The organism is Paenibacillus sp. E222, assembly GCF_013401555.1.
GTDB lineage: Bacteria > Bacillota > Bacilli > Paenibacillales > Paenibacillaceae > Paenibacillus.
Genome location: NZ_CP058552.1, coordinates 6,858,180 through 6,881,214 on the forward strand (window position 1 = coordinate 6,858,180; position 23,035 = coordinate 6,881,214).

General features: G+C 42.6%; 24 protein-coding genes and 3 pseudogenes. 4 read left to right on the plus strand and 23 right to left on the minus strand.

The features are described from left to right. Positions 1-216: 216 nt before the first annotated feature. The 13 genes and pseudogenes from HW560_RS30545 to HW560_RS30605 all read right to left on the minus strand — a co-directional run bounded on the left by HW560_RS30545 (position 217) and on the right by HW560_RS30605 (position 11,535). Positions 217-765 (minus strand): oxidoreductase, encoded by a 549-nt coding sequence (locus HW560_RS30545; RefSeq protein ID WP_257031540.1) that lies wholly within the window; start codon positions 763-765, stop codon positions 217-219. 595 nt (positions 766-1,360) lie between these two features. Further along, a complete protein-coding gene (locus HW560_RS30550; protein WP_179265434.1) occupies positions 1,361-3,082 on the minus strand; it encodes a helix-turn-helix domain-containing protein in 1,722 nt (573 codons plus the stop codon). A 45-nt stretch (positions 3,083-3,127) separates the two neighbouring features. Further along, positions 3,128-3,904, minus strand: a complete 777-nt coding sequence (locus tag HW560_RS30555) for a (2Fe-2S)-binding protein (protein ID WP_179265435.1) — start codon at positions 3,902-3,904, stop codon at positions 3,128-3,130. Between the two features lies 1 nt (position 3,905). After that, positions 3,906-4,946 carry an ABC transporter substrate-binding protein gene (locus HW560_RS30560; RefSeq protein WP_179265436.1) on the minus strand — a complete coding sequence of 347 codons (1,041 nt, stop codon included), beginning with the start codon at positions 4,944-4,946 and terminating at the stop codon, positions 3,906-3,908. Positions 4,947-5,334: 388 nt separating this feature from the next. Continuing rightward, positions 5,335-5,706 carry a retropepsin-like aspartic protease gene (locus HW560_RS30565; protein ID WP_074094074.1) on the minus strand — a complete coding sequence of 124 codons (372 nt, stop codon included), beginning with the start codon at positions 5,704-5,706 and terminating at the stop codon, positions 5,335-5,337. Then, positions 5,696-5,953 carry a hypothetical protein gene (locus tag HW560_RS30570; protein WP_036669338.1) on the minus strand — a complete coding sequence of 86 codons (258 nt, stop codon included), beginning with the start codon at positions 5,951-5,953 and terminating at the stop codon, positions 5,696-5,698. The genes HW560_RS30565 and HW560_RS30570 overlap by 11 nt, the downstream gene beginning before the upstream one ends. A 322-nt stretch (positions 5,954-6,275) precedes the next feature. Then, positions 6,276-6,872, minus strand: a complete 597-nt coding sequence (locus tag HW560_RS30575; RefSeq protein ID WP_179265437.1) for a chloramphenicol phosphotransferase CPT family protein — start codon at positions 6,870-6,872, stop codon at positions 6,276-6,278. A 180-nt stretch (positions 6,873-7,052) separates the two neighbouring features. Next, the gene (locus tag HW560_RS30580; protein WP_090894715.1) at positions 7,053-7,592 is read right to left on the minus strand and encodes a hypothetical protein; all 540 of its coding nucleotides are present in this window, start codon (positions 7,590-7,592) and stop codon (positions 7,053-7,055) included. Between the two features lie 90 nt (positions 7,593-7,682). Continuing rightward, on the minus strand, positions 7,683-8,381 hold the full coding sequence (locus HW560_RS30585) for a cyclase family protein (protein ID WP_179265438.1): 699 nt from the start codon (positions 8,379-8,381) through the stop codon (positions 7,683-7,685). Positions 8,382-8,710: 329 nt separating this feature from the next. Then, positions 8,711-8,905: pseudogene (locus HW560_RS30590) on the minus strand (hypothetical protein); the annotation flags it as partial. Positions 8,906-8,919: 14 nt separating this feature from the next. Beyond that, positions 8,920-9,474, minus strand: a complete 555-nt coding sequence (locus tag HW560_RS30595) for a hypothetical protein (protein WP_179265439.1) — start codon at positions 9,472-9,474, stop codon at positions 8,920-8,922. Positions 9,475-9,792: 318 nt separating this feature from the next. Further along, complete coding sequence (locus HW560_RS30600) at positions 9,793-10,422, minus strand: DUF4367 domain-containing protein (protein ID WP_179265440.1); 630 nt, start codon at positions 10,420-10,422, stop codon at positions 9,793-9,795. A gap of 543 nt (positions 10,423-10,965) precedes the next feature. Continuing rightward, the gene (locus HW560_RS30605) at positions 10,966-11,535 is read right to left on the minus strand and encodes a TetR/AcrR family transcriptional regulator (RefSeq protein ID WP_090894703.1); all 570 of its coding nucleotides are present in this window, start codon (positions 11,533-11,535) and stop codon (positions 10,966-10,968) included. 178 nt (positions 11,536-11,713) lie between these two features. Between HW560_RS30605 and HW560_RS30610 the strand changes: the two genes are divergently transcribed. After that, a complete protein-coding gene (locus HW560_RS30610; RefSeq protein WP_179265441.1) occupies positions 11,714-12,415 on the plus strand; it encodes an NAD(P)-dependent oxidoreductase in 702 nt (233 codons plus the stop codon). Positions 12,416-12,686: 271 nt separating this feature from the next. Here the strand turns inward: HW560_RS30610 and HW560_RS30615 are convergent, their stop codons facing one another. From HW560_RS30615 to HW560_RS34330, 5 genes are all read right to left on the minus strand, one after another. Then, a complete protein-coding gene (locus HW560_RS30615) occupies positions 12,687-13,106 on the minus strand; it encodes a 3-hydroxyacyl-ACP dehydratase FabZ family protein (protein WP_090894699.1) in 420 nt (139 codons plus the stop codon). A gap of 210 nt (positions 13,107-13,316) precedes the next feature. Then, positions 13,317-13,865 carry an ATP-binding protein gene (locus HW560_RS30620; RefSeq protein WP_090894696.1) on the minus strand — a complete coding sequence of 183 codons (549 nt, stop codon included), beginning with the start codon at positions 13,863-13,865 and terminating at the stop codon, positions 13,317-13,319. Positions 13,866-14,005: 140 nt separating this feature from the next. Continuing rightward, positions 14,006-14,284: a hypothetical protein gene (locus HW560_RS30625; RefSeq protein ID WP_090894694.1), complete on the minus strand. Its 279-nt coding sequence runs from the start codon at positions 14,282-14,284 to the stop codon at positions 14,006-14,008. A 186-nt stretch (positions 14,285-14,470) separates the two neighbouring features. After that, a complete protein-coding gene (locus HW560_RS30630; RefSeq protein ID WP_179265442.1) occupies positions 14,471-15,310 on the minus strand; it encodes a hypothetical protein in 840 nt (279 codons plus the stop codon). A 97-nt stretch (positions 15,311-15,407) separates the two neighbouring features. Then, entirely contained in the window at positions 15,408-15,746 is a 339-nt protein-coding gene (locus HW560_RS34330; protein ID WP_306459224.1) for a tyrosine-type recombinase/integrase, read from the minus strand. On the opposite strand from HW560_RS34330, the pseudogene HW560_RS30640 reads away from it, so the two are divergent. Together HW560_RS30640 and HW560_RS30645 are read left to right on the plus strand one after the other, a co-directional pair. After that, a pseudogene (locus tag HW560_RS30640) lies at positions 15,652-15,879 on the plus strand (ABC transporter ATP-binding protein); the annotation flags it as partial. The gene HW560_RS34330 and the pseudogene HW560_RS30640 sit on opposite strands and share 95 nt — an antisense overlap. A 147-nt stretch (positions 15,880-16,026) precedes the next feature. Further along, complete coding sequence (locus tag HW560_RS30645; protein WP_090894686.1) at positions 16,027-16,452, plus strand: exosporium protein C; 426 nt, start codon at positions 16,027-16,029, stop codon at positions 16,450-16,452. A gap of 229 nt (positions 16,453-16,681) precedes the next feature. Here HW560_RS30645 and HW560_RS30650 read toward each other — a convergent pair whose 3' ends face one another. The 4 genes from HW560_RS30650 to HW560_RS30665 all read right to left on the minus strand — a co-directional run bounded on the left by HW560_RS30650 (position 16,682) and on the right by HW560_RS30665 (position 21,406). Continuing rightward, on the minus strand, positions 16,682-17,518 hold the full coding sequence (locus HW560_RS30650) for a carbohydrate ABC transporter permease (protein ID WP_090894683.1): 837 nt from the start codon (positions 17,516-17,518) through the stop codon (positions 16,682-16,684). Positions 17,519-17,535: 17 nt separating this feature from the next. Further along, positions 17,536-18,471 carry a carbohydrate ABC transporter permease gene (locus tag HW560_RS30655; RefSeq protein ID WP_179265443.1) on the minus strand — a complete coding sequence of 312 codons (936 nt, stop codon included), beginning with the start codon at positions 18,469-18,471 and terminating at the stop codon, positions 17,536-17,538. Positions 18,472-18,547: 76 nt separating this feature from the next. Beyond that, positions 18,548-19,849, minus strand: coding sequence for an ABC transporter substrate-binding protein (locus tag HW560_RS30660; protein WP_179265444.1), 1,302 nt, complete (start codon positions 19,847-19,849; stop codon positions 18,548-18,550). 432 nt (positions 19,850-20,281) lie between these two features. Beyond that, entirely contained in the window at positions 20,282-21,406 is a 1,125-nt protein-coding gene (locus HW560_RS30665; RefSeq protein ID WP_090894679.1) for a GntR family transcriptional regulator, read from the minus strand. 57 nt (positions 21,407-21,463) lie between these two features. On the opposite strand from HW560_RS30665, the pseudogene HW560_RS30670 reads away from it, so the two are divergent. Next, positions 21,464-21,671 (plus strand): annotated as a pseudogene (locus HW560_RS30670) (transposase); the annotation flags it as partial. Between the two features lie 72 nt (positions 21,672-21,743). Here HW560_RS30670 and HW560_RS30675 read toward each other — a convergent pair. Then, positions 21,744-23,015, minus strand: coding sequence for a Gfo/Idh/MocA family protein (locus HW560_RS30675; RefSeq protein ID WP_090894677.1), 1,272 nt, complete (start codon positions 23,013-23,015; stop codon positions 21,744-21,746). Positions 23,016-23,035 lie beyond the last annotated feature (20 nt).

Sequence of the window (23,035 nt, forward strand, 5' to 3'; positions counted from 1 at the left end):
CTACCTTAAAGATTGCAGCAACTTGCCGCGATGCGGTAAGGTAGTGCAGGGGTCACCTAGCAACTTTACTTCTTCGAATATCCTCAACAGACCAAGAAGCGAATGCAACGGCGTAGATATGTTGTTATCTAGATGTCAATTGCCTTCCGCAAACTACTACTTATAGATTGTACTTCATTTTAATTCCTTCATATAACTTAAAACCCTTATTCCTATTTACAACTCTCCAATTAACTCTTTCCATTTGTTTTCAATCCACTTAGGACTTTGTTCTTTCAGAATATCCTCGTTAAATTGACTATCAATATACTCTAAATCTTGTTTAAGCACTCCTATATCCTGAATAAGTTGATTTCTCGATTCTTTTTCTAGCGACACCTTATTTGATAAAATGTCGTCTATGATATCTGCTCTTATATACCAATACATATCTCTAAACACATTATAGATTAAATCGGTTGATGATAATTGATCTTCTTTGAAATCGGAATCCAGAAAGATGAATGATTCTTCACCCACTTTCAAAGATACCGCCAGATTCCCTAATGTGTATATGACTGTTTCCTTCGAAGAATTGTCTTCTAAGCTCTTTATCACATAATCTAAATTCTGGATTGATTCTTTTATACCAATTTGAGTTCCATGATTTAGTTTAACCGCGTAATCAACTTCTTGATTGTCTTTGTACGCTTTGAATTGATAGTTGAAGTACATGCTTATTATCAATCCAACCATTAGTATGATTATTGCAATATTTTTTCTCATTAAATCACCTCGTAATCATGTCATTGAATTCATATAATATCTAATTTTTGTATTTCACAAATACAACATATCCCATCTACTAGTGCCTGAACTAGGTATATGATAACCCATATTGTTACAATTGCGCAGGCAAATTGGCGAATAGGGGAGATTTATTAGTTTTCTTAAACCCTTATCCAGATGATCCAATAGGCTTTGAATGCTGAATATATGCAAGGTTGTACAGGATGCGAGTATGCAGTGGAACCTTTCATTATAGTAATAAAACAAAAAGGCCCTTCTTCATCCCATAGAGAATCCGACGACCTTCCGGTGCTTTTGGAACATATCAACTTTATAAAAGGTAGAGCGTATCGCGGCTTGTGCAATGGCAAGCCGCATCAAGAGGGAGGTGCTGCGCCCAATTCGGCCAGCACCTCACAAAGGATGCACCGCGTCAATGATCGCGGCGCTCACCCCAAGCCGCCCGCCCTACCTGGCAACAGCACATGTACCAGCAGCATGTAATATGCCCCGCTGCCCTTCACGCTGCTGGTGCCACGACCAGCAGCGTACGGCCTTTCGCTGCAAGCGGTTAGCGCCAGCAACCGCCTGCTTAAGCCAACAACGCCTGAGCGACCTGATCCACAATGCCATTGATGCCTGTTGGTCCATAACAACCGATCCATGTCGCGGCATCTACGGAGTGTATTTGCTGTCGCTCATCCGTATCGAGCATCTTCCAGACACGCTGCTCTGTCGCGGATATGCCCTCCTGCATGATCTCATTGCTAAGCAAAAAGTAGTGGCTGGCATGTACAGCCGGTAGTCTGTCAACTGAAATATGATAAGCCGTGTCGGAGGTATCTGCCACAAATAATGGAACAGGTAAACCTAGGTCACGGTACAGCACAGCACCTGTACGATGCGAGGCAGAATGTACGCGAACCAGAGAATCAAGCGGACGAATCAGCGCCACGCTCTTACCTGCCAGCACGGGAGCAAGTTCTTCGGACAGCAATGCGGTTCGTCGATGATAATCCGCAAGTATCCGCTTTGCCTCTGCCCGCTTACCAGTTAGTTCACCGAACAAGCTTAGAATGGTCTGCCAGCTCTCATTACGCTTAAACATAAGAACCGGAGCGATCCGGCTTAGACGTTCAACGTGCTGATCATGCACCTCGGTGCAAATAATCAGATCTGGAGACAGTCGTTCCACTGCAAGCAGATCAGGGTACTCATACGTTCCGAGCAATTCGGTAGCCTGAAGTCCTGCCCTGATATATTGCGGGAAATGGAACGTTGCACTTCCTACTCCTACACTTCCCGCTGGAGACAACCCAAGCGCAAGCAAATGATCGGCATACTGGACATCAAGTACAGCGATACGCTGTGGTGACTCGGTGACAAGATATTCCCCTCGCATATGGCAGATCACAGGCCCTTGGGCCGACTCATACGAAGAAGCTACACGATTCCCCAGCAAGGAATGAACATAGTCTGCATCCGTTTTCGAAGCGGCGGCAAGCCGGTAATGCAGTGGTGGGATTCCATAATATTTCTTAAACGCCCTGCTGAAATAATACATGTCGCGATAGCCCATTTTATCAGCAATTTCGCCGATAGAAACATCCGTATGACGCAGTATTCGCGAGGCACTCTCCATGCGCAGCTGAATGACGTATTCCATTGGTCCGAGCTCTTTCTCCTGTTTGAATCGTCGCTGCAGCTGTCTTACACTGCATCCGGCAAGGGCTGCCAGCTCTTTCAGCTCCAGATTCTGACGATAATGCGATGATATATATGACACGACAACATCCACCATGTCGGACTCTGCTCCGCCTTGACCACATTCATACTCCATGATCAGTTCGTAGATCATCACCTGGAGCAACGCATTGGCATAAAAACGTTCCAGCCCTTCGCCGCGGCGCCATTTGGCAACGATTTTTTCCGCATTCTCGATCCATTCCGCTTGAGTCACAGGGTTCTGAATAAACGAAGTTTGCAGTGGGTGTTTGCGATACGAGGGTATAACATGAGAGGCTCCTTCCATGGAAGAAGCCTTGTACATGATCACGATATAATAAAGTTCGTCTGATCTGGCGGTCAGCGTGAAGGATGTGCCCTCCACCACATGACAGGCAAAAGAAGCTCCAATGTGGCAAACCTCACCATTCATTGCAAGCTCCCCTTCCCCTCCGCATGCCAGCAGCAGCACATTTGAAGTTAATTGAGTTTCGCTAAGAACACTGCCTGTCTGCAAAGTACCGCTATACCCGTCAAGCATCTTGATCGTCGTATCACTCCATAGACTTGTCTGTTCTTGCAGCGGCATTTCTCTCATCTCCTGACAATAGCAAAGGTAAAGTTGTTGCTGTTGTCATTTTAATTGAGATTTATTCTCATTGTCAATTTTCGGACATTTTCTGCAATATTCCCCTGACATTTGATAATAAAAACAACAGGTGATCCGCTCGCTTTTCGCAACGTGCACATTGTCCTTACAATCGGTGAAGCGGGTCAACGGATTCTTTCTCACACCGAACACTTGCCCGGACGCCACTTGCGTAAGATATGAAAAGTCCGCCTGGATGTGCTCACTATCCTGCTCTGTCTCGTCGGCATCAGGCGTATATAGCGGGCCAATGCGTACCATAATGTTCTCCCAGAGAATACTCATGGAAAGAGGCGCAATCGCAGCAAGCGTCTTTAACAGGGGTGTATGCTGTACCGCAAACATCTCCTCGACCACCTTTTCCCGCCACACGTTCCTGTCTCCAGTCAGTGCTTCAGCCCCAATTCCGTTCACTGCTAGAAAAGGAAATCGTGTACCGCCCTCATGTTCTTCGAGCTTCGGATGATAGAGAAAGCTGTTCTCCAGCTGAAACGAAACATGCTGGTGATGAAAAGTCATCGCGGTCATCAGCGGAGCCGTCCACAGATAGCCAATTCGCTTGGCTAACATGGAGGCGGCAACCTTCATGTCAGGCGCATCGATATACTCCTGAAACCAGCTGATATACTCCCGGCAGGCCGCTTCGTCATGCAGCTCACTTAGAGCAATGGTACGGATGCTATGTTCAGGCGGCTCACCAAGCAAAATCGAATGATCCTCCACGGTCTCTTTCCATAAGTCTGTCGAGAGATATCGGTTCATATTAATTCGATCCGAGCAGGGCTTCCGCTGCCTGATCTACAATCAGATTAATCGCAAGCGGTCCGTAGTATGCAATCCACAGTGTTGAGTTTACGTCATACGTGCGGTTATTTTTCACAGCATCGAGGGACTTCCACACTGGATTAGTCAACATAGCCTCTGCCTCTGCCGCAAACAGCTCATCCGACAGCACAAAATAACGATCTGCCTTAATATCAGGGACTTTCTCCATCGAGATTTCAACAGAGGTATCATCCTTGATTCCCTCAACGAGTGCAGGCATTTTCAAGCCCAAATCCTGATAAAGAATGCCACCTGTGCGATGCTCGATACCATGAACACGAATGCCTTCTTTTCTCGGACGAATCAGCGCTACCGTTTCATCACCCAACTTCTCCGCAAGCTTGGTCTTCAATCCAGCAACTTTTTCCTCATACGCTTTACGCACCGTCTCTGCCTCGTCCTGCTTGTCTGTAATCTTAGCAACTGTGGCTAACGTATCACGCCAGTCTTCGTAAAAATCAAGTACCAGGGTAGGTGCAATTTTGCTTACACTCTCATACTGCTTCTCCTGGAAGTCCGTCATGATAATCAGATCCGGGTCCAAGGCTACAATTGCTTCCAGATTAGGCTCGTCCCGTGTACCCAGAACCTGTACATCACTCGGCTGATCTCCTAAGTATTCAGGAAAATCGGTGTTGCCTCCAGCGATGACACTGCCAGCCGGCTTCTCGCCAACAGCTAACATTTGATCGAGAAACTTAACATCAAGCACCGCAATTTTCTTAGGTTTTTCGTTTAGCGTCAGCTCACCCTTCATATGCGTGATCGTTACGGGAAAAGCTCCGTCAGTCTGAGTTTCTGCGTTCGCAGGTGTCTCCGCTGGCGTTGCCGCCGACGGTTTGCCGCTATCTGTACCTGTTCCGGCACCGCAAGCCGTCAGGACAAGAATAAGGGCTAACATCAAGCCCATGAATAATCGTGATTTGCGAGCAGCATATGCCTTGCTTCCGGCAGCCTGCCCCTTTGTTCCTTGATTCATGATGAATCCCCCTTATGTATAATACTGATAATGATTTTCATTATCGAAACATAAAGAGAGTATATACGATCTCCGTATCGGGTTACCATGTACTTTTGCGACATTTGGGCCGGACTAATGCGACATGGTGCGGAGAAAGGCAATAGCTTCTTGGAAGAAAGTAAACCATGCTTCTTGTGCTCAAACCGGAGAACGGGCAATCGGTTTCATAGCAGCGAATCGTGCTTATGTTTAGTGTTGGTTACGGATTAGAGTAATGGGATAAGAGCATAATTCAACTATTGAAAAGCGCGTAGGATCTAGAACAAAAAAACCCAACAAAATTTGTTAGGTAAAAACCACTTGTATATGTATCTTATTATCCGAAACGCACTCTACAATTTTATTTTCAATAATGTAATTCTAATGTTTTCAGATCAATTATAAAATTTTGTTGTTTCAGAATATCCAATCCGAGAAGCCCTTTATGTTCTTTAGGTAATATGCCTACATCTATTTCTATATTCCCAATGCTTTTTGTTCCTATTTCAATCCTGTCCATGACTTTGGTGTAGAAAGGAATACTTCCTCCAATCCCGTATGCTTCATATATCGAATCGCCGGTTTCATAGGTCACACCGATTTCCTCTAAAACATCAGGACTAATGATCGTATGTGAGGATCCTGTATCTATAATTACATCATCTATTCTTAATACTCTGCCTCTAAATGTAACGGTGAGTGACGTTGTAATTAACTGACCATCATAGTTAATTTTCATTCGTATTACGTCTCACTCTCATTAATGGATCTCTGCGAAGGTTGATCACAAAGTCTTGATTTGAAGTATGATACACGACGTTACCAGGCTCTACTTGAAAAAACTCTTTATTTACATCTCGTTCTGATATGGTTCGGATTGGTGCAACTTCATCTACTATTTTTTTGTTATCTTCCTCATGATAATGAATGATAGAAACCAGAACAAATTGGTCAGGGAACAGTTCTCTAACTTCTTGCCATTTCATGTGTTCTACCTCCTGTTATTGAGTTAGTTCTACTTTCTGTAATTTTAACATATCTCCTGATCTCATTTTACCGTATTCATAACGTCTGACTTGATCAGATGTGGTTTGCTGGAATAACCCACCATGATCCATCTTATACTGTTACTGGCACCAGAGGTCTCCGATGAAAATCCAGTTTCTCTAACTCTCCACTTCAAACCGTGTTTGAAGCTCTTTAACAAATACCTCAATGGGTTCTTTATAGTCGATGGGTTTATACATAGATCTATTATTCCACATATGCCGTTCATCTTTATCACGAAAATCATTGAATTCATTTCTTTTACGGTGTTTTTACCTCTCTTCTGCTTAACTTCTTAAATGCCAAGTATTCCTGCTCGGAATATATATAACTTAATATCTTTTCCGCACATGCAGCTGAGCTAAGCTCTTCCGTATTCACTTCCAGATCATATTCATCATAAGAGTAGATGTAGTCGAACTGGGAATGGGCAAGTCCAATCTCACGATCTCTCCTGCTCTGCTCTCTTCTGGTGAGTTCTTCTTTCGAGCACTGCACACCTACAAACAATATCGGATAATCCGATAGTAAATCATAAAAACCGTTAAACCACTTGTCATTGCTGATGACCGTATCTACGATGACATTCAAACCCATTTCCGAAAACAGTTTAATGGTTGCACAGTACAACGAATTGATAGGGTCGAACAGGATATCTGTCATCACATGGTGTTCCACTTCTCTCGTTGGTTTCATATCTGGGTATGTATTGTCGATAAACTGATCATAATTTTGGGCAAATTGATCTACAGACAGATGATGAAACGGAACCTCTCCCTGATTTTTCAATTCCATCGCGATGCTTGTCTTCCCCGCACTTGACGTTCCGTTCAAAAATATAATGAGTCCTCGTTCCATATTCATCCACCCTTATCATTAGAATTGGTGCTGCCATTCAAATCACATACCAAAAAAATTCCCAAGTCATAAGGCCTTCCCTTATAGCTTTTATACATCCTAGAACCAGAATCGAATAAAAGATTTGGTTCGAAGCTATATGTCCCATGAATCATTTTTCCAACGAAATCTTCTGCCAAGTTAATTAGATACTTCTCTTTCCTTCATAATATATTGTTTAAAATACTCCCTAAACACATCATTAATCTCCTGCATTTCAATAATTTCGTTTCGAAACTTATCTTTTATCTCTTCTCTTTGTTTATGTTCAAGCTCCATGTTGAATTCTTCAGCTTCATATTGACTTAACAGATCAAAAAAGTATTCACAAGGCTCTTTCACAGCTTCACAACTGTCAGCATACTGACCAGATTCCAGCAGAAAGCTGGCCCAGGATATTTCTCTTCTTTCGTACTTTATGTACAAACAAGCAATGTATTGATCGAAATGTTTACTATTGTAATAAGTAATACAAGGTTCTGAATGAATGTATTTGTTAACGATTTCAATAGCACTGCCTTGATAACGCACCGCAGCTAACTCGATGATCCAATACGGCGGTTTCGTGTATGCAAGGATCATGTCATCACAAAAAGGCTGAAAATGCTTGTACCAGATTAATTTACTCCCCAGCATAATGCCTAGCTTACAAGCAAACTCTTTATTAGGTTCTATTTTCATGTCGAGAACTCCTTGTCTACTAGCCTTCAGCCTAATCTCCCAGGTGACTACGCCAATAAAATTGGACGAATAGGTGAGCCTGATCCATTTTTAATTTTCAAAGGAAGTGCCATAAATATGCCCTGCTGCTGGAGCCTGATTCATTCTGCTGAACCCTTCCATGATCAAGATATGGTTAGGCAAAAAATATTCTACATGACCTGGAGCGCTCAGGATTTCCCCGTTCACCATACAAATATCTACCCCTGGTGTATCTGCTCCAATAGCTTTAATGCCCGACTCGTAAAAATATTTGCACACCTCACGGGTGAGTCCAGGCTCATTTTTCCCCCACCAGTCTCTCTCCTTGCCGCTCGCATCCGGCTTATAGTATTGGTCCCAGCCAAAGTCAATCAGCACAATATCACCTGCCTGAAGAGTGAAGTTATCCCGCTTCTCTACCTCTCGGATCATGTCCAATCCAACAGGTTTGCCTGCTTCAAGAGTGAAATTTTCCAGATCATATTTCTTGTAGGGACCAATCAGGCAATCCACCGGAAGTTGATCAATCGCTGCCTGTTCTCCGTGACAATGCACTGGGGCATCCACATGTGAGCCCGTATGCTCTGATATGATTAACGTCTGTGCATAGTATCCATGATGGCAGAAGTTGCGATGATTCTCCACAATGCCGAGAGATGGATGATGATGAAATCCCGGCATATTCGTTTCAAATACGGGTGAAATATCGTATACGTTCAGTTGATTAAAACAATTCATAAATTGATGGACAAGCTCAGAAGATTGCAAAAGAAACACCTCCATACTTGAGTAAACTTACTGCTCTGCTCTACTCATCTCGCATACTTCTTTTTACATCTTTTATTCTCTCATTCTGACTAGTGCTCGTTTGGCCGCTAGTTTCCCCTTATGCATTCCGTCTTTGGAGACCTCTATCAACTTTTCTCTAGTCGGAGTGTAACGATGGAAACCAATAATCTCACATGCTCTCTCTTGTACTCTGTTAAAGAGCTCCGCAAACATATTTTGCCCCCTTCCAGAATTTATCCCACACCAGATTGATCATGAAAACAATCGCTATGTTTTATTAACGTTTGCCAATGTATAGCTTCGTTTGAGTCTCTCCATTCTTCCGTAATATCTTCGTCCTCTTCAATCTCTAATCCAGCCAGCCTAGCCGCCTTGTCGATAAAATCAGCCAATTCTTCACGTTCCATCGTCTCAATAAAATAATCATTGGCCTCATTCATTTCGTTAAAGGTAACCAACACTTCTTCTACAGCCTTCATAATACGCTCGGAATCATTCCCTCCATATTTAGCTTTTACTAACCAAACCAGAAAATCACCCGCACATCTTTGGGCTCTCCTAACGCTGACAGTTTCGGGATAGTTTCATGAATGAAATCGGAACATACGTGTTTAACATTTCTGTATTCCATGAACGTATCACAATAAAAGCGCTCGTCCCATTTGAAATGCAATAATTCCTCTACTAGAAGCCAGCTGTGGTCATAGAAGTCATCCTTATTCTCCAATGCAACTTCGCGTAATTCAGGAGACAGATCAGTCGGTAAGCCTCGCGGAGAGGATATAAATTTAAGATTGCGCTCATTTCTAGTATTAGACAAAATACCAAATAGATCATAATTTCTATTCCCTCTATAAAATTCACTTGGATCACTTAGTATGAGCTGAGAAATATCTTCTTCCGGGTACAGGTAGTGGTTAGGATTAACCTTCCAGCGATCCTCACTGACCCAGCGGGCTGTATCATTCAGTTCTTTTTCACTCTTGGGAATCTCGATCACGCTGCCATTCGTCCATTGATATTCTCTTTGGTAGTGTCTTTTTTCTACATAAAACCAAATGTCTGTCCCCATGACTCCTCCAGAAACATGTTGTGACTTGTTGTGACTTCATCAGATGATTGACTCCCATCTCCATTTAAACATTTCATTCTAATGTAAAGATTTCGCCTTTCCAGTTCACCCTTCTGATCTCTTTGTCTTTCAAAAGACACCAGTCAATAATCTCCCCAATCAAGCCTGGTGTGACAATTCATATTTAATGATCCCTTCATCATCAATATCCGGTTCCACGTACAAATACAACAATCGACTAAAACGATGATCTTGCGTTTATATTTTTTCCTTACACCCATCATTTTACCTCATCTTTTAATCTGTCCTCTCACTGTATTACTGAACATTCATCGATTCTGCAATTTGGATTAATTTCTCTGCCGACGTCTGCTGGCCGATGAGTTCATACTGCAGCGCCTTTCTGCTGCTTCCCTCTTCAATCCAAATCAAGCGATCTGTTCCGTGATTTGAAAAGTAAAATGCTTCCGCACCCCGTACATGCAATGATTTCACCTGAGACAGTTCATGGTCAGACAGTTGAATTCGGCTTTTGGTCGTTCCGAAAATGTTAAGTTTAAACGTACCGTATTCTTTGTACGTGATACGGACACCCACAAGCTTGGTGTTTGGTTTCAGGTCGCGCACCACAACATTTTGTCCAGATGTTTTGCTTTCTTCCACCATTTCATCTATCTCATCCGGTGTTAGATTATCGAACCCATAATAGACTTGAATGGTGTGCACATCAACATGAGCCGGAAACCTTGGGCGCCACAGAGATAATGTTTCCGATAACCGATCCAAGCCATGCTCCCACTCAACAGCTGCATAGTTTATTTGCTGCGTGAATTGGTTTTCTGTGGCATCCGCAATATAAATCGCCTTCCCATCCACCCGGCCGCAGATCACGTATGATATGGTCCATGATATGATCACTTTCAAGCGATTCGATCTGAATTTTCCCAAGAAAATCACCGCTTTTATTTTTAATTTCCATACGTGCTCACTCCTTTGCTTTTGGGATATATACTCATCGTTCAAAATAGCTTCACTTTTATGTTAAAAACATGACATTTTCTCTCAGCATTGTCAATTCAGGATTATCAACCACACTTATTTTGCGCTTAGGTTGTGCTGTCTTGTTAATGTGCCTTGCTTTCCAGCCAGAACTTTCGTCAGCGAAATAGAAGGGCGATTCACTTTTTTTTGTAAAAGGTGAAGCGGGACGCGGCTGTACAGTAACAAGCCGCGTAAGGGTGAGGTGCTGCTCCCATTGGGTGCAGCACCTCATGGGTAGGTTACCCCGCGATATGTGATCGCGGGGCTCATGCTGACATCACGGGTGCATGACCGTGATGTCAGCATGTGCGTGCATCACGACGGCTACTCGTGATGCCCAAAACGTGCAGCATCACGTTGGTGCAACTGTGATGCACGCCAATAAGCGCCACGATCACGTCGTCGTGGCGCTCCTCCCCGCTGCATGATACCAATCGCATGCAGCTTCTTTCAATTATCCGTATCCAGATTCCTTTCGAGCAATGCACCTATACGCTCGGCCATAACGGATGGAGGAAGTGGCTTTTCTTTTTTAAACCACCATTCTACTACGCCAACAATCGCCGCCCCCAGAAACTGAACCTCAACATTTATCCCTTCCGTTATTGCTGCAATGCTTCCACCTTCGGATACACTGTTCCCTTTCTCCAATTCTCCGATGAAAAAGGCCAGAAACTGATTTCGGAAAAAAGAACTTCCTTTACTCGCCAGCAATGCGGAGAAAAATAAAGAATGATTTTCAAAATATTCGAACCACACTAACCCCATATCGTTATAACCAGCATCATCTTCTGTAGATTCACAGATCTCGCGCAGGTTCGTAATATGTTCTTCGATGAGCTTATCGAGAAGATCGAATTTGTCCGTGTAATGAAGATAGATCGTTCTGCGGCTAACATCCGCTCTGTCGGAGATATCTTGTATCGTGATTTGATCAAAATCCTTTTCAATCATCAGTTCAATAACTGCCATTTTGATGGCTTCCTGGGATTTACGTACCCTTCGATCCACCTTTAACACTTGAAAACCCCCAGTTTTCTTCATAGTTCTTACACAATTTCAGTGAACCTGTGAACTAATGCACGAAATCCGACTTTTTAAGACTTGTAGCGTTTTTATTTCTGTATACCATTATACATACATGATAAATAATACACTATCGTGCATTTATGCATGAATGGGAATGGAGTTAATAAACATGAAAATTGCAGTTATTGGGGCTACAGGAGGAACTGGAAGGAAAGTAATGGACCGTTCGCTTGCTTTAGGACACAAGATTATCGGCGTTGCTCGTCGGCCGGAATCCCTATCGCCAAAAGAGGGACTCACCGTTAGAAAAGGAGATGTATTAGACGAACATAGCATGGTCAACGCCATTACGGGGGCAGACGTTGTGATCAGCTGCATAGGTCCTCCCAGTAATTTGTCGCCGGAGTCCGCCGCGAAGAACTTGGGAAATATCAGAGCTGGAATACATACAATCGCGGCTAATTTCTCACCAGGTACGGTCATGTCCGAAGGAATTCCAAATATCGTTTCAGCCTGTCAGCGTACAGGTGTGAAGCGCATAGTTATGCAGAGCGGCATTAATTTGAGCGATGGGAAAGAGCTTTCTCTTTTCAACGGGTTGGCGGTGTGTCTGATGCGCAGCATCTTTCGGAAGGCGATTCAGGATAAAAGTATGGCAGAGAAAGCACTCATCCAGAGTGAACTGGATTGGGTCATTGTACGTGCATCCGTGCTTCAATATGCGGAGGGTACGTTGCACTATACGGCAGGACCACTGGCTCGCATCAACCCGCTCGGGGCGCTTCCCTTTGAAGACTGTGCCGACTGCCTGGTGCGTGCGGCGACCAGTGAGCCCGAGTGGACAAGAAGGATTGTTAATGTAGGACGGTAAGATTGATAGCGATGGCATATTAATTTCATTTTCTTTGTCATTATTACAACACCACAGCACACTGCCTTGAAGAAATTCAAAAATTGCAATACGACCCAGCATGTGTTGAGGTTCTTTCTCCTACTTGGTCCAAGGACGGAAGTCTGATGTGTGAATATCGATTTTCACTTCTTCCGAAATAAAGCCCGGAACCTCGTCGAAAACCCCGGGCGGACCAAGGAACGACAGTCCATCAACTTGAATGCGTTGTTATCGGATTTTTTCCTTTTCCTCAATATACATACTCGGTGTTGGCTTGTAAGTATATCATAATTTCATCTGCTCTTATAATGACTTTATTCCCCACAGTAGCTACTCCTTCTCCAATAATGAAGCCTCTTTTGTTCTTTAAAACCTTATAGTACAAATCTAATCGATCACCTGGGTATGCCTGGCCTAGAACTTCAATACCCTTTAAAGCGGACAAGAAGCCTAGCCCGTTATTGTTTGACATTGTTGCAAATGCCCCCAATTGGGCAAGGCCCTCGATAATCAAAGTGCTTGGAACTGAATTATTATTTTCATAAAAGAACCATTCATTAATTGTTATGTTCTTGTATCCCTTAACCCACTTGTTCTGTTCAATTTCAAGAATTTGATCTACAAATAAAAAAGGATACCTGTGAGGTAAAACGTTTGGTATTTTTGTCATGTTTGGAACTCCCTTAAGTCATCTTTCAGCTCATAATACTTTTCCCGATAACGTCTTTGTATTCACGACGCGAGCTGGCCTTAGATAGCTCCTATCTTAGGTCGGCTCGTGTAAGTCCGATTATCTACCATGATTATACATCGGACGATCAAGGGGTGTAAGCCCCGCAGCGTGGATATAATGTTATCTGAAGGATCGGCCTTCATCGAATCATCTAGTACCAGTGATTGCTATTATTTGTTGAATAATTCCCACGGTATTATTGAGGTCATTAATGATAAATATATAATTTGCTTCATCTTTACTTGGTTCTATTTCTGACAAATTTTCTTGTCTCTCCAATACTTCCAAAAAGCTTGATGCACTTCTAAATATAGCTTTGCTTCTTTGGGAGCGTATAACACGTTCTTTCAGTAAATCATTGGGTAAATCAAAATAAACAATTATACTTTTAAATCCTTTATTATGAAAATATCGGAGAACTTTTGCTCTTCCTGATTTATTCAAATTAGAGTTACTTAAAATAATGTGGAAATTGCTTTGCTCCGTAGCATAGTTAACAATTGCGTCAGTTACAGAGAATTTTAAAGTGTTCGGACCTTCTATAGGACGAAGTTTCTTGTAGTGCTCATTAATAAATTCAGCATGATTATCTTGATCAATTACAATAGCTTGTTGTAATACGGATTCTAATTCTTTGGCAAAGGTGGTTTTGCCACTATGAGTTTTCCCAACCGTCATGACTACCAAGCGATCCATAAGATTCTCTCCTATTTCTTTTGGGGTGGGGTTATCTGCTTCTTAAATTCCTCTCCGAAATCCTTCCCGCAGACCTAGGCTCCAGAAGGAGCCGCTGCTTGCATACTATGTTATATGTTGTCAGGCTCTTCTTCGAAATACTAATAAATCATCATGCCTTCAATTGCTCTGATTTTTAATATCTCCTGGCGTTCCGTTGTCTTTATAAATCCTTCATTTTCGTGCCTATTGTCACTAACCATTCTTCTTGCTTTGTAATCTCTTTTATATGTGTTGTAGTTCCTCAATGAATGTTTTGCTTTTTCACTCAATTCAATTTGATCTCTTTTGACTAATATGAACTCATCACATATGGTAAATGCCAAAGATATTAATTGTTTATATGTTACTCCTGTCGGCTCTTCTAATATTTGTATCATTCAATTCCCCTTTTATAAAACGCTTTATCTTATAGCCTGATTGCAGATAACGTTCCTGTATTCATGAACCCCGAAGGGGTTGTCTATTGGAATCCCTCTTTGAGATCCTTCCCGCAGACCAAGGCTCCAAAGGAGACGCAGCGTGAATATTATGTTATAAGATGTCCCTAACTTCCTTGTAATCTCTTAAGTATGATTTTTCTCAATGTATTTTTTAATCATCATCTTAGAAATGTTTTTGCACTTCTCTAGCTCTTGAATTTCAATGATTTTGTTACTACTTCCATGAGCTACAAATTTATTTCTAAAGTTCACTATTTTTTTTGCTTCTTTGCTGTATTCACTTAAACCTAGATCCATTAAAGCTATATCAATTTTCTTTTTAAGTTCAATAAATCCCAAACTGTGTATGTCGGTACAAATTTTTTTTAACTTATCAAGATTATCTTCTTTGTGTTTTACATAATCTTCAAGATTTTTTACTAAAGATTTTAGATTCTCTTCATTAGAAATTTCTTTTTCCTTCTTTCCTTCTTCAAGATATGTATTTGAAATAACTTCTATTGCTTTGAAAAAGTTGAGAAACGCTTCATTATACCATTCTCCGACTTCAATTCCTTTCAAATATGATTGATAGGCTATAGTTCCAATATTATTGGAGTTACTGATCCCTATAAAAATATCATTGATATTTTCCAACTCAGTTTCTGGGAATGGAACTCTTACTGCAACAGCACCAGCTAAAATCGAATCACCAACTAATTGAGATTTTCCATCACCTTTTTCCTGTTGGATATCCATAACATAAAAGTTAATTCTCTTGTTTAAAGTGAATTCCATAGCACTCAAGACATCTTGCAATTTCATTTCACCTTGCTTTTCAGCTTCTTGAATGTCTTGAGCCTCAACTTTCAGTTCAGCATAATTAACCGCATCATCCCGATAAAAGCTGACGTCATTGATGGTGATTTTATTGAAGAAATTCAGATACGACTCAATCTTATATTTCAATTTCCAAAAGTTCATTTTGTATTCTCCTTGTTCATTAAATATTATTAGGGATTTCTCATAACAGCTAATTTATGTACTTCGTAAATACCAAACATTCGGTCACGTATCTGAACTACGTATATGATAACCCATGTTGTGGCATTTGCGTAGAAAAAATTAGGGAAAAAGGAAGATTTAGAGAATCACTCCATCCCCATGTCCATCCGATCCAACGGGCTTTGAATACGCTGAATACTTTTCTTACTAACTGCTGAGTTGTTCGCGCTCTTGTATAACCGAGTAGCTCCTGAATGTACCGTAGTTCTGTCCCATTCTCCAGCAAATGAGTGGCGAGGGAGTGCCTCTGGGCATGAATACTTACCTTCGCGATAGCTTTGGTCGGAGAAACTGAATTAATTCTGGCCGATGAGCCGACTCGAAATCTGGATCGAAAAACCGGAGAGGAGATCATGAATCTATTGCAGCAGCTCCAACAGGAAGGAAAAACCGTCATTATCGTAACCCATGATCTGGAAGTCGCCAAAAGATGCAACCGCATCATCGAAATTGTTGATGGAAAAATAAATAAAGAGCAGCTTCAATGATAAAAAATAGCACTGTAAGGGAAAAAAAGAAGGCCCCTCATCCCTATTAGGGAATCAGACGACCTAACACACATCTTACATCATTGTCCAATCACTCTCTATGTGTCCAACATATCTTAAAGATATCAAACAAGAGGAGTTGATATTTTGGTACGTATTCTCGATAAAGCTGCCGTACAGCCGCGCCGTAGGTTCAACTTAGCAAACTCGTTTATTATCCGGCGTTCACCGGCAAGATCTCGCCTTGCAACAATCACTTTACGGATTCCAGTCAATGCTCAACCTAATCGGGTAGATTTAGTAGCAACCGTTGGGGTTCGAGGTGTCACTGGCATTGCGCAAATACTCTTTAGAGTCTTCCGCGATGGAAGAGAGATTTTCAACACCCAACAAGGTATCGAATCTAGTGGTTCTGAACAAAATTATGCAGTTACGTTCCAGGCAGAAGATAGAAATGTAAAAGCCGGTTCCCATGTTTACACAGTCACAGCAGAAAACCTTACTGCAAATACAAGAGCCGATGTTGTTGGGCCTATATCGTTTAGTGGGCTAGCCGTTAAAACGAGAACCTGATACCATTTTCCCCAATTCTCAGCACTTGAATGATAGCCCTATAAAAACCTCAATTTTGAGGGAATAAGTACTCTAAGATGGAAAAAGAGATAGAAAAGTAATAAGCAGCTCGTTCTCGTCAGAGGATGGGCTGCTTTTGCTCATGCCTCATCGAAACCCATCTCGCAGGCCAAGGCTCCATCTACACTGAGGTTCCGAATCGCTGGAGCTTTATTCATACAAATGATGTTCAACCTTTTATACCGCTAAATGTAATGCCGCTAATAAACGTCTTTTGAAGAAAAAAGAACAAAACAATAATAGGCAATGTCATCAAGGTGGATACGGCCATTAATAGACCCCATTCGGATCCCTTTTGACTCTGAAATTGCTGCAATCCGAGCGAAACCGTGTAAGATGGTTCATTGGTTAAATAGAGCAAGGGGCCCATGAAATCAGTCCAGCTCCCCATAAATTGAAACAATGCCACCGCTAAAACGGCGGATTTGGCTAGTGGAAACATGATCTGTAAATATATGCGGAACTCACTAGCACCGTCTAAGCGGGCCGCTTCGCGCAGGGCATCAGGCAGTCCCATGAAAAACTGCCGTAGTAGAAAAATGTAAATGGGCACTCCAAAAAATTGGGGTACAATCAGTGGAAGAGATGTTCCTACCCAACCTAATTTAGTAAACAACAGGAATAAAGGAATCATCGTCACCTGTCCGGGAATCATCATCACAGCGAGGGTAACAAAGAAAAGTAAACCTCGCCCACGGTACTCTAACTTGGCAAAACTATAGGCAACCAAGGGACAGGATATGATCACACCAAGCGTACTAACGATTGTTATAATCGCCGTGTTTTTCAGATATGTCCAGAAAGGGATATACTCAACGGCACGGGAATAATTACTCCACAGAATTGGATGAGGAATCCACTCTGGTGGGAATGTAAAGATTTGTGTGAGTGGTTTAAGAGAAGTCGAAAGCAGCCAAATGAACGGAATCATGAAAAATGCAGAAGCAATAATTAGACATACATAGGCTAACGCACGATTGATTCTTTTGATAGCGGTAGGATTCATCCCTTACTTCCTCCTCCTTATTTTCCTTGATAATGAACCCAGCGTTTAGACGTAATAAAAATAATTCCGGTTAATGCCATGACGATAATAAATAAGATCCAGGCCATTGCGGAGGCATAACCCATTTTGAAATACCTGAATCCGTTCTCATATAAATACATGACGTAAAAAGTCATGGAATTTGCAGGAGTTCCTTGCCCTTTGGTCAACGTATAGGGAAGAGTAAACTGTTGAAATGCACCGATCATTCCCATGACAAGGTTGTAGAAAATAACGGGCGTGAGCAAAGGCAGGGTTACCTTTCTCGTTTTCTGAAACCAGTTAGCTCCATCGATTTGTGCTGCTTCATAGTACTCATCAGGGATGTCTCCTAGTCCAGCAAGGTAGATAACGACAGCTTGCCCAATACCCCAAAGCGACATCAAGATGAGCGAAGGTTTGGACCACGCCTCACCACCAAGCCAAGAAGGCCCAGCGATACCGATATGCGCTAACATCCCGTTCACCAATCCGAAGTTTGGATGTAACAGCCACATCCACAGTACAGCCAGAGCCACTTGTGGCACGAGAGTAGGTAAGAAAAAGATCGTTCTGAATATAGCCATTCCCTTGACCTTCATATTCAACATCATAGCGAGTGCCACACCGAAAAATATACTTAATGGAACAAAAAATACGGTAAAATAAATCGTGTTGTATATGGATTTCCAAAACAGAGGATCATGAAATAGATCTCTATAATTATTCATTCCGACAAATTCACCAGGCTGCAGAATGCTGTAAGTAGTGAAGCTGAAGTAGATGGACATTAGCATCGGAATTGCATAAAAGCATAGCAGCCCTATAGCCCAAGGTGAAGCAAACAGCCACCCAGTCACGTTAGTTCTGTGGAGTGCTCGTTTCCTTGCCGATGGAATTGCGCTTACTTGAGCTGAATCGGCTAGTTTCGCCATGTGCATTCTCCTTCCAAAAGTCATTCATGAATAGGCAAGGAGAGAGGTTCGCTTCACTCCCTGCCTACCGAGCACCCTATTTGTCGTATTTTTCTAAAGCCTTATTAACCGTCTCTGTTACTCTATCCAGGTTCTCTTTCGGAGTACCGTTACCGCGGGTAGCCTTTTCCGTTGCGGAAGCTAACTCATTCCACAACAGCTGTCCTTCAGGAATAACCGGGCGGTTGTGTGAATTGGGCAAAATATTAATAAATTCCTTCATAATCGGATCGTCCTTGTAACCGTATTTGTCGTTAACCGAATCGATAACGGAAATTTGAGAGTCAGCGTTTAATAACGTTTGCCCCTCTTCCTTCCCTAAGAATTCGAGGAATTTCCAAGCAGCAGCGACGTTCTTGGCGCCTTTAGGGATAATAGCGGACCCGCCTCCCGACCATGTCGTAAAATTAGTACCTGTTGGGGTCGGTATTGGTGCAACACCGTAATTTAAATCCGGCTTAAATTTTTCGATACCCTTCACCGTAAAGTTTCCACTTATCTTCATGCTGACTTGACCGGAAATGAACGGATCCATTTCCTCCGTGCCAGCTGCGCTTGTGAATCCGGCAATATCCTCGACATTGTATTTTTTGCCGAAGTCGGTCATCCATTGCAGCGCTTCAACGACTTTAGGATCATTGGCAGTAATTTTGCCGGTGGAAGCGTCCTGGAATTCTCCTCCAAAAGCCCATCCCCAAGTATACAGCCAGCCTTGCGAATACCATGGGATGAACCCGATCCGTTTGAAACGTTTACCTTCCTTGATGGTTAACTTTTCGGCGGCCGCTTCAAGCTCGGCAATCGTTTGTGGTGGTTTGTTGGGATCCAGCCCTACTTCTTTGAAATGATCTTTATTGTAAAATAGCAAGCGAGAGTCCGTATCCATCGGCATTGCATAAAGCTTTCCTTGATAACTGGACTCCTCCCAAGCAAATGGATAATACATTTCCTTGCGAATTCCGGATTCTGCTGCCATCGAGGATAAGTCAGTCAGAGAACCTTGCGCAGCCCAAGTACCGACCTTAAACCGGTCGAAAAGTGCAACGTCAGGAGGATTGCCGCCTGCGACTGCAGTCAGCAGCTTCTGATCGGATCCCTCGCTGGATTCGGTATAAACCAATTTCATTTTGATGGTAGGATTTTTCTCTTCAAATGCCTTCACGACTTTATTCAAATTATCTAAATCAATGGAGGTAAGACCATGCCACATCGTAACCGTTGTATTCCCCTCTCCGGCCTGATCGCTTGAGCCTCCATTCGTTGAGCAAGCGGTTACAAGTAGTGACATAGCCAGAAAGTAAACAAGAATTGGAAATGCGATTTTTTTGGATCTCCTCATTCAAAGTCCCCCTTAAGTTAAATTCATTCGTTTAACTTGAATTCCTATAGAATCCACTCCATTTTCTGATAGTTCCACGATTTATGTAAGCGCTAACAAGATTGATGATATGAACTATTAAAATCAGAAAATGATGAACGAAGTGAATTTTTTATAAGAATTCTACTGGTTATACCAGTTATACTAAGTATATTAATATGACATCATAAAGCATGTCAATTGCAATATTACGACATAAATATTTATGACGTATGGCCATAATTAGATATATAAATCGACGTTTCAAGGTTCGATAAGCTCCCAGGTCTGGGAGGTCCTCCATGCTTCAAAGTTTATATTTCTGATATCAAAAAAAGTGCCGATAAGCCCCTGGGGACTTCTCGACACCTTTAACAAAATGCTTGATTTTGTTGAGCTGCGCTTGTATTAACCCTACCTGTTATTTTTTATGACCATACGATGTTCAATAATGTTCAGCTCGGGAACTGCTGTTCCATGCAACTGAGAGATTAGCATATCCACTGCCAATTCACCCATCTGCTTCTCATCCTGCTTAATATGAGTGAAGATGGGTTGACCCAGGTGATCGTTCAGGGAGTCGAAACAAACAATCTCGAATTCCTCCAGAGATTTCCCCATGGAGTGGATGACCTGAGCCAGCATGGTAGCTATTAGAAATTCCGACGCGACAAACGCCTTTACATCAGGGTGTTGTTTCAAAAAATGCTTTACTGTTTCTTTATCACTTTCAATCGCTGTTCCGTTTATGTTCATGGGAAGGGTGCCCTTCAAGTTCGTCAATACATAATCTTTGTTCAAGTTCATTCCTTCTTGGGTGAAGGCAAACGTATATCCGAGCAGCCTTTCCTCCAATGTTGACGTGTTCTCTTCCGGCGGAGATAAAAAGGCAATTTTTTTATGACCTTTGCTAATCAGATGACGCGTAAGATCCATGGCAGCTTTCTTATTGTCTGTGTATACGGAACAAACCGGAATTCCTTTTAGATATCTATCAGCTAAAACAATTGGAAACCGATCTAATACAAGTCGAAGCAGCTCCGAATTATAGTGTTGGCCATGAATGGGGGTCACGATTAATCCTTTGATGCCTAAACCAATAAATAAGTCGATCGCGCGTTTTTCCTCATCCCGATCCCCGCAAGTTCGCTTGATAATGAGTTGATAATTATGCTCAGCACTCCGCTTTTCCATCGATCTAAGAAGTTGTAGGCCAAACTCGTCAGAAAAATTCGGTATAATAAACCCGATTAACCGCTTATCATCCTCAGGCACCAAGGTCGTTTTCACCTCTGAATAGTGCTTCGGTTCTTGTCCTCCAACTATACCATCGGCCACATATGATCCTTTTCCTTGTATTCGTTTAATAACCCCAGAATCTGCCAATTTCTCCAGAGCCTTTTTAGATGTAATACGACTGACGCCAAATTGTTCAGCCAACTCTTTTTCAGAAGAGACCCGGTCTCCTTCTTTTAATCGACCTTCTTTAATCTCTTGTACAATATAGACATATATCTGCTCGTATAAATGCAATTCCACAAAACCACCCTGACATCATAGTATTAATATACTAAGTATATTACACAAGGAGTAATTCGCAAAGTTACTCAGATTACCGGCGAACTTCTGTGGCATGGCGTTTTCCAAGTCTACTGTGTCAGACCTCTGCTTACAGTTAGATCCTATGGAAGGGGCATGGAATAACCGGCCCTTAGTCGACAGCCGATTCCTGTTTATCTTAGTGGATGGGATGGTGGTGAAGATCCGTGAAGAAGGTCGAGTGCATCCTAGAGGCATGATGATTGTACAGGCGTAAAAAAGCTGTCCCTCAAAATATATTCATACCTTGAGGGGCAGCTTATCGATACACTGCTGATTATTTAGATAGCTCTTCCTTCACCATAAGCTGACGGGCATATTCATTCAGATCGATAGACTCGCCCCCGTTCAGCCGTGACTTTTCAGCTGCGAATGCGATCAGATGGCTCCGGACGGAAGCTGCAGCCGATGTCAGGCTCTCCTGGCCGTTATAGTGACGCACCTCATCCAGAAAATTCCTCACAATGCCGCTGTCTCCCCCACCATGACCACTGGTTTGAGAAGGGATTGTGATTTCTGTTTTTTGATGTGTCAAAAAGTCGTACACCGTAATTTGATCTTCCTCACCGCGAAGTTCTCCTTTCGTACCCATGATCTGGATTCTACGTTCCTGCTCAAATGTAAAGCCGCACATACTGAACATGGCCGTAGCTCCTCCTTCAAATTCCATATTCACGACCTGATGATCTACTACATTATTGTCACTCCGGTATACACACCGGCCGTAATCGGTATCACGCAAGCCCTGTATGATATTCGGCTTCGTCAGCTCCTGTGTAAAATGTCCTGCCCAACCCCTGAACGGGTCACTCAAATAAAATCTTGGTGCAGAATACGCGCAGGTTGGTTCTACAGCACAATCCAAGCATCGATCAGCGGAACCTTCCGGTGCATTGCCTTCATGAAAATGTTTAAGAGATCCGAACGAACTGACCTTGAGGCAAGGCTGATCCACGAGCCAGGATAATACGTCCATATCATGGCATGACTTGGACAGGATCATCGGGCTGGATGTGTTGGAATTGTTCCAATTTCCTCGCACGAAGCTGTGGGCAATATGCCAGTAACCCACATTCTCATTCAACTGAATGGAGACAATTTCTCCGATACGCCCTTCTTGTATCACCCTCTTGATTGTATTCCAGAACGGTGTGTACCGCAGCACATGACAGATCGTCAACAGCCGGTCATTATCTCTGGCCGCTTGTTCCATCTCAAGACATTCCTTTGGATCAGGTGACATCGGCTTCTCCAGCATGACATGATACTTCTTATCTAAAGCCTGCATCGTTGGGCCATAATGCATTCTGTCCTGTGTACAAATAACCGCAATATCAGCCAGCTTAGGTTCAGCCAACAGGGGCTCCCAAGTCTCATAACAGTGTTCCGGCGGAATCTCGTGCTTCTCAGCAAATCTTGCTCTCCTCACTGGATCGGCTTCCGCAACTGCAACGAAGGTAAGCTCATGCGGATAATCAAGTGCATAGGGTGCATAGCCACCCGCTCCCCTCGCACCCGCTCCAATCAGGACTGCTTTCAGTTGACTCATATTTGTTCACTCCTTTATGA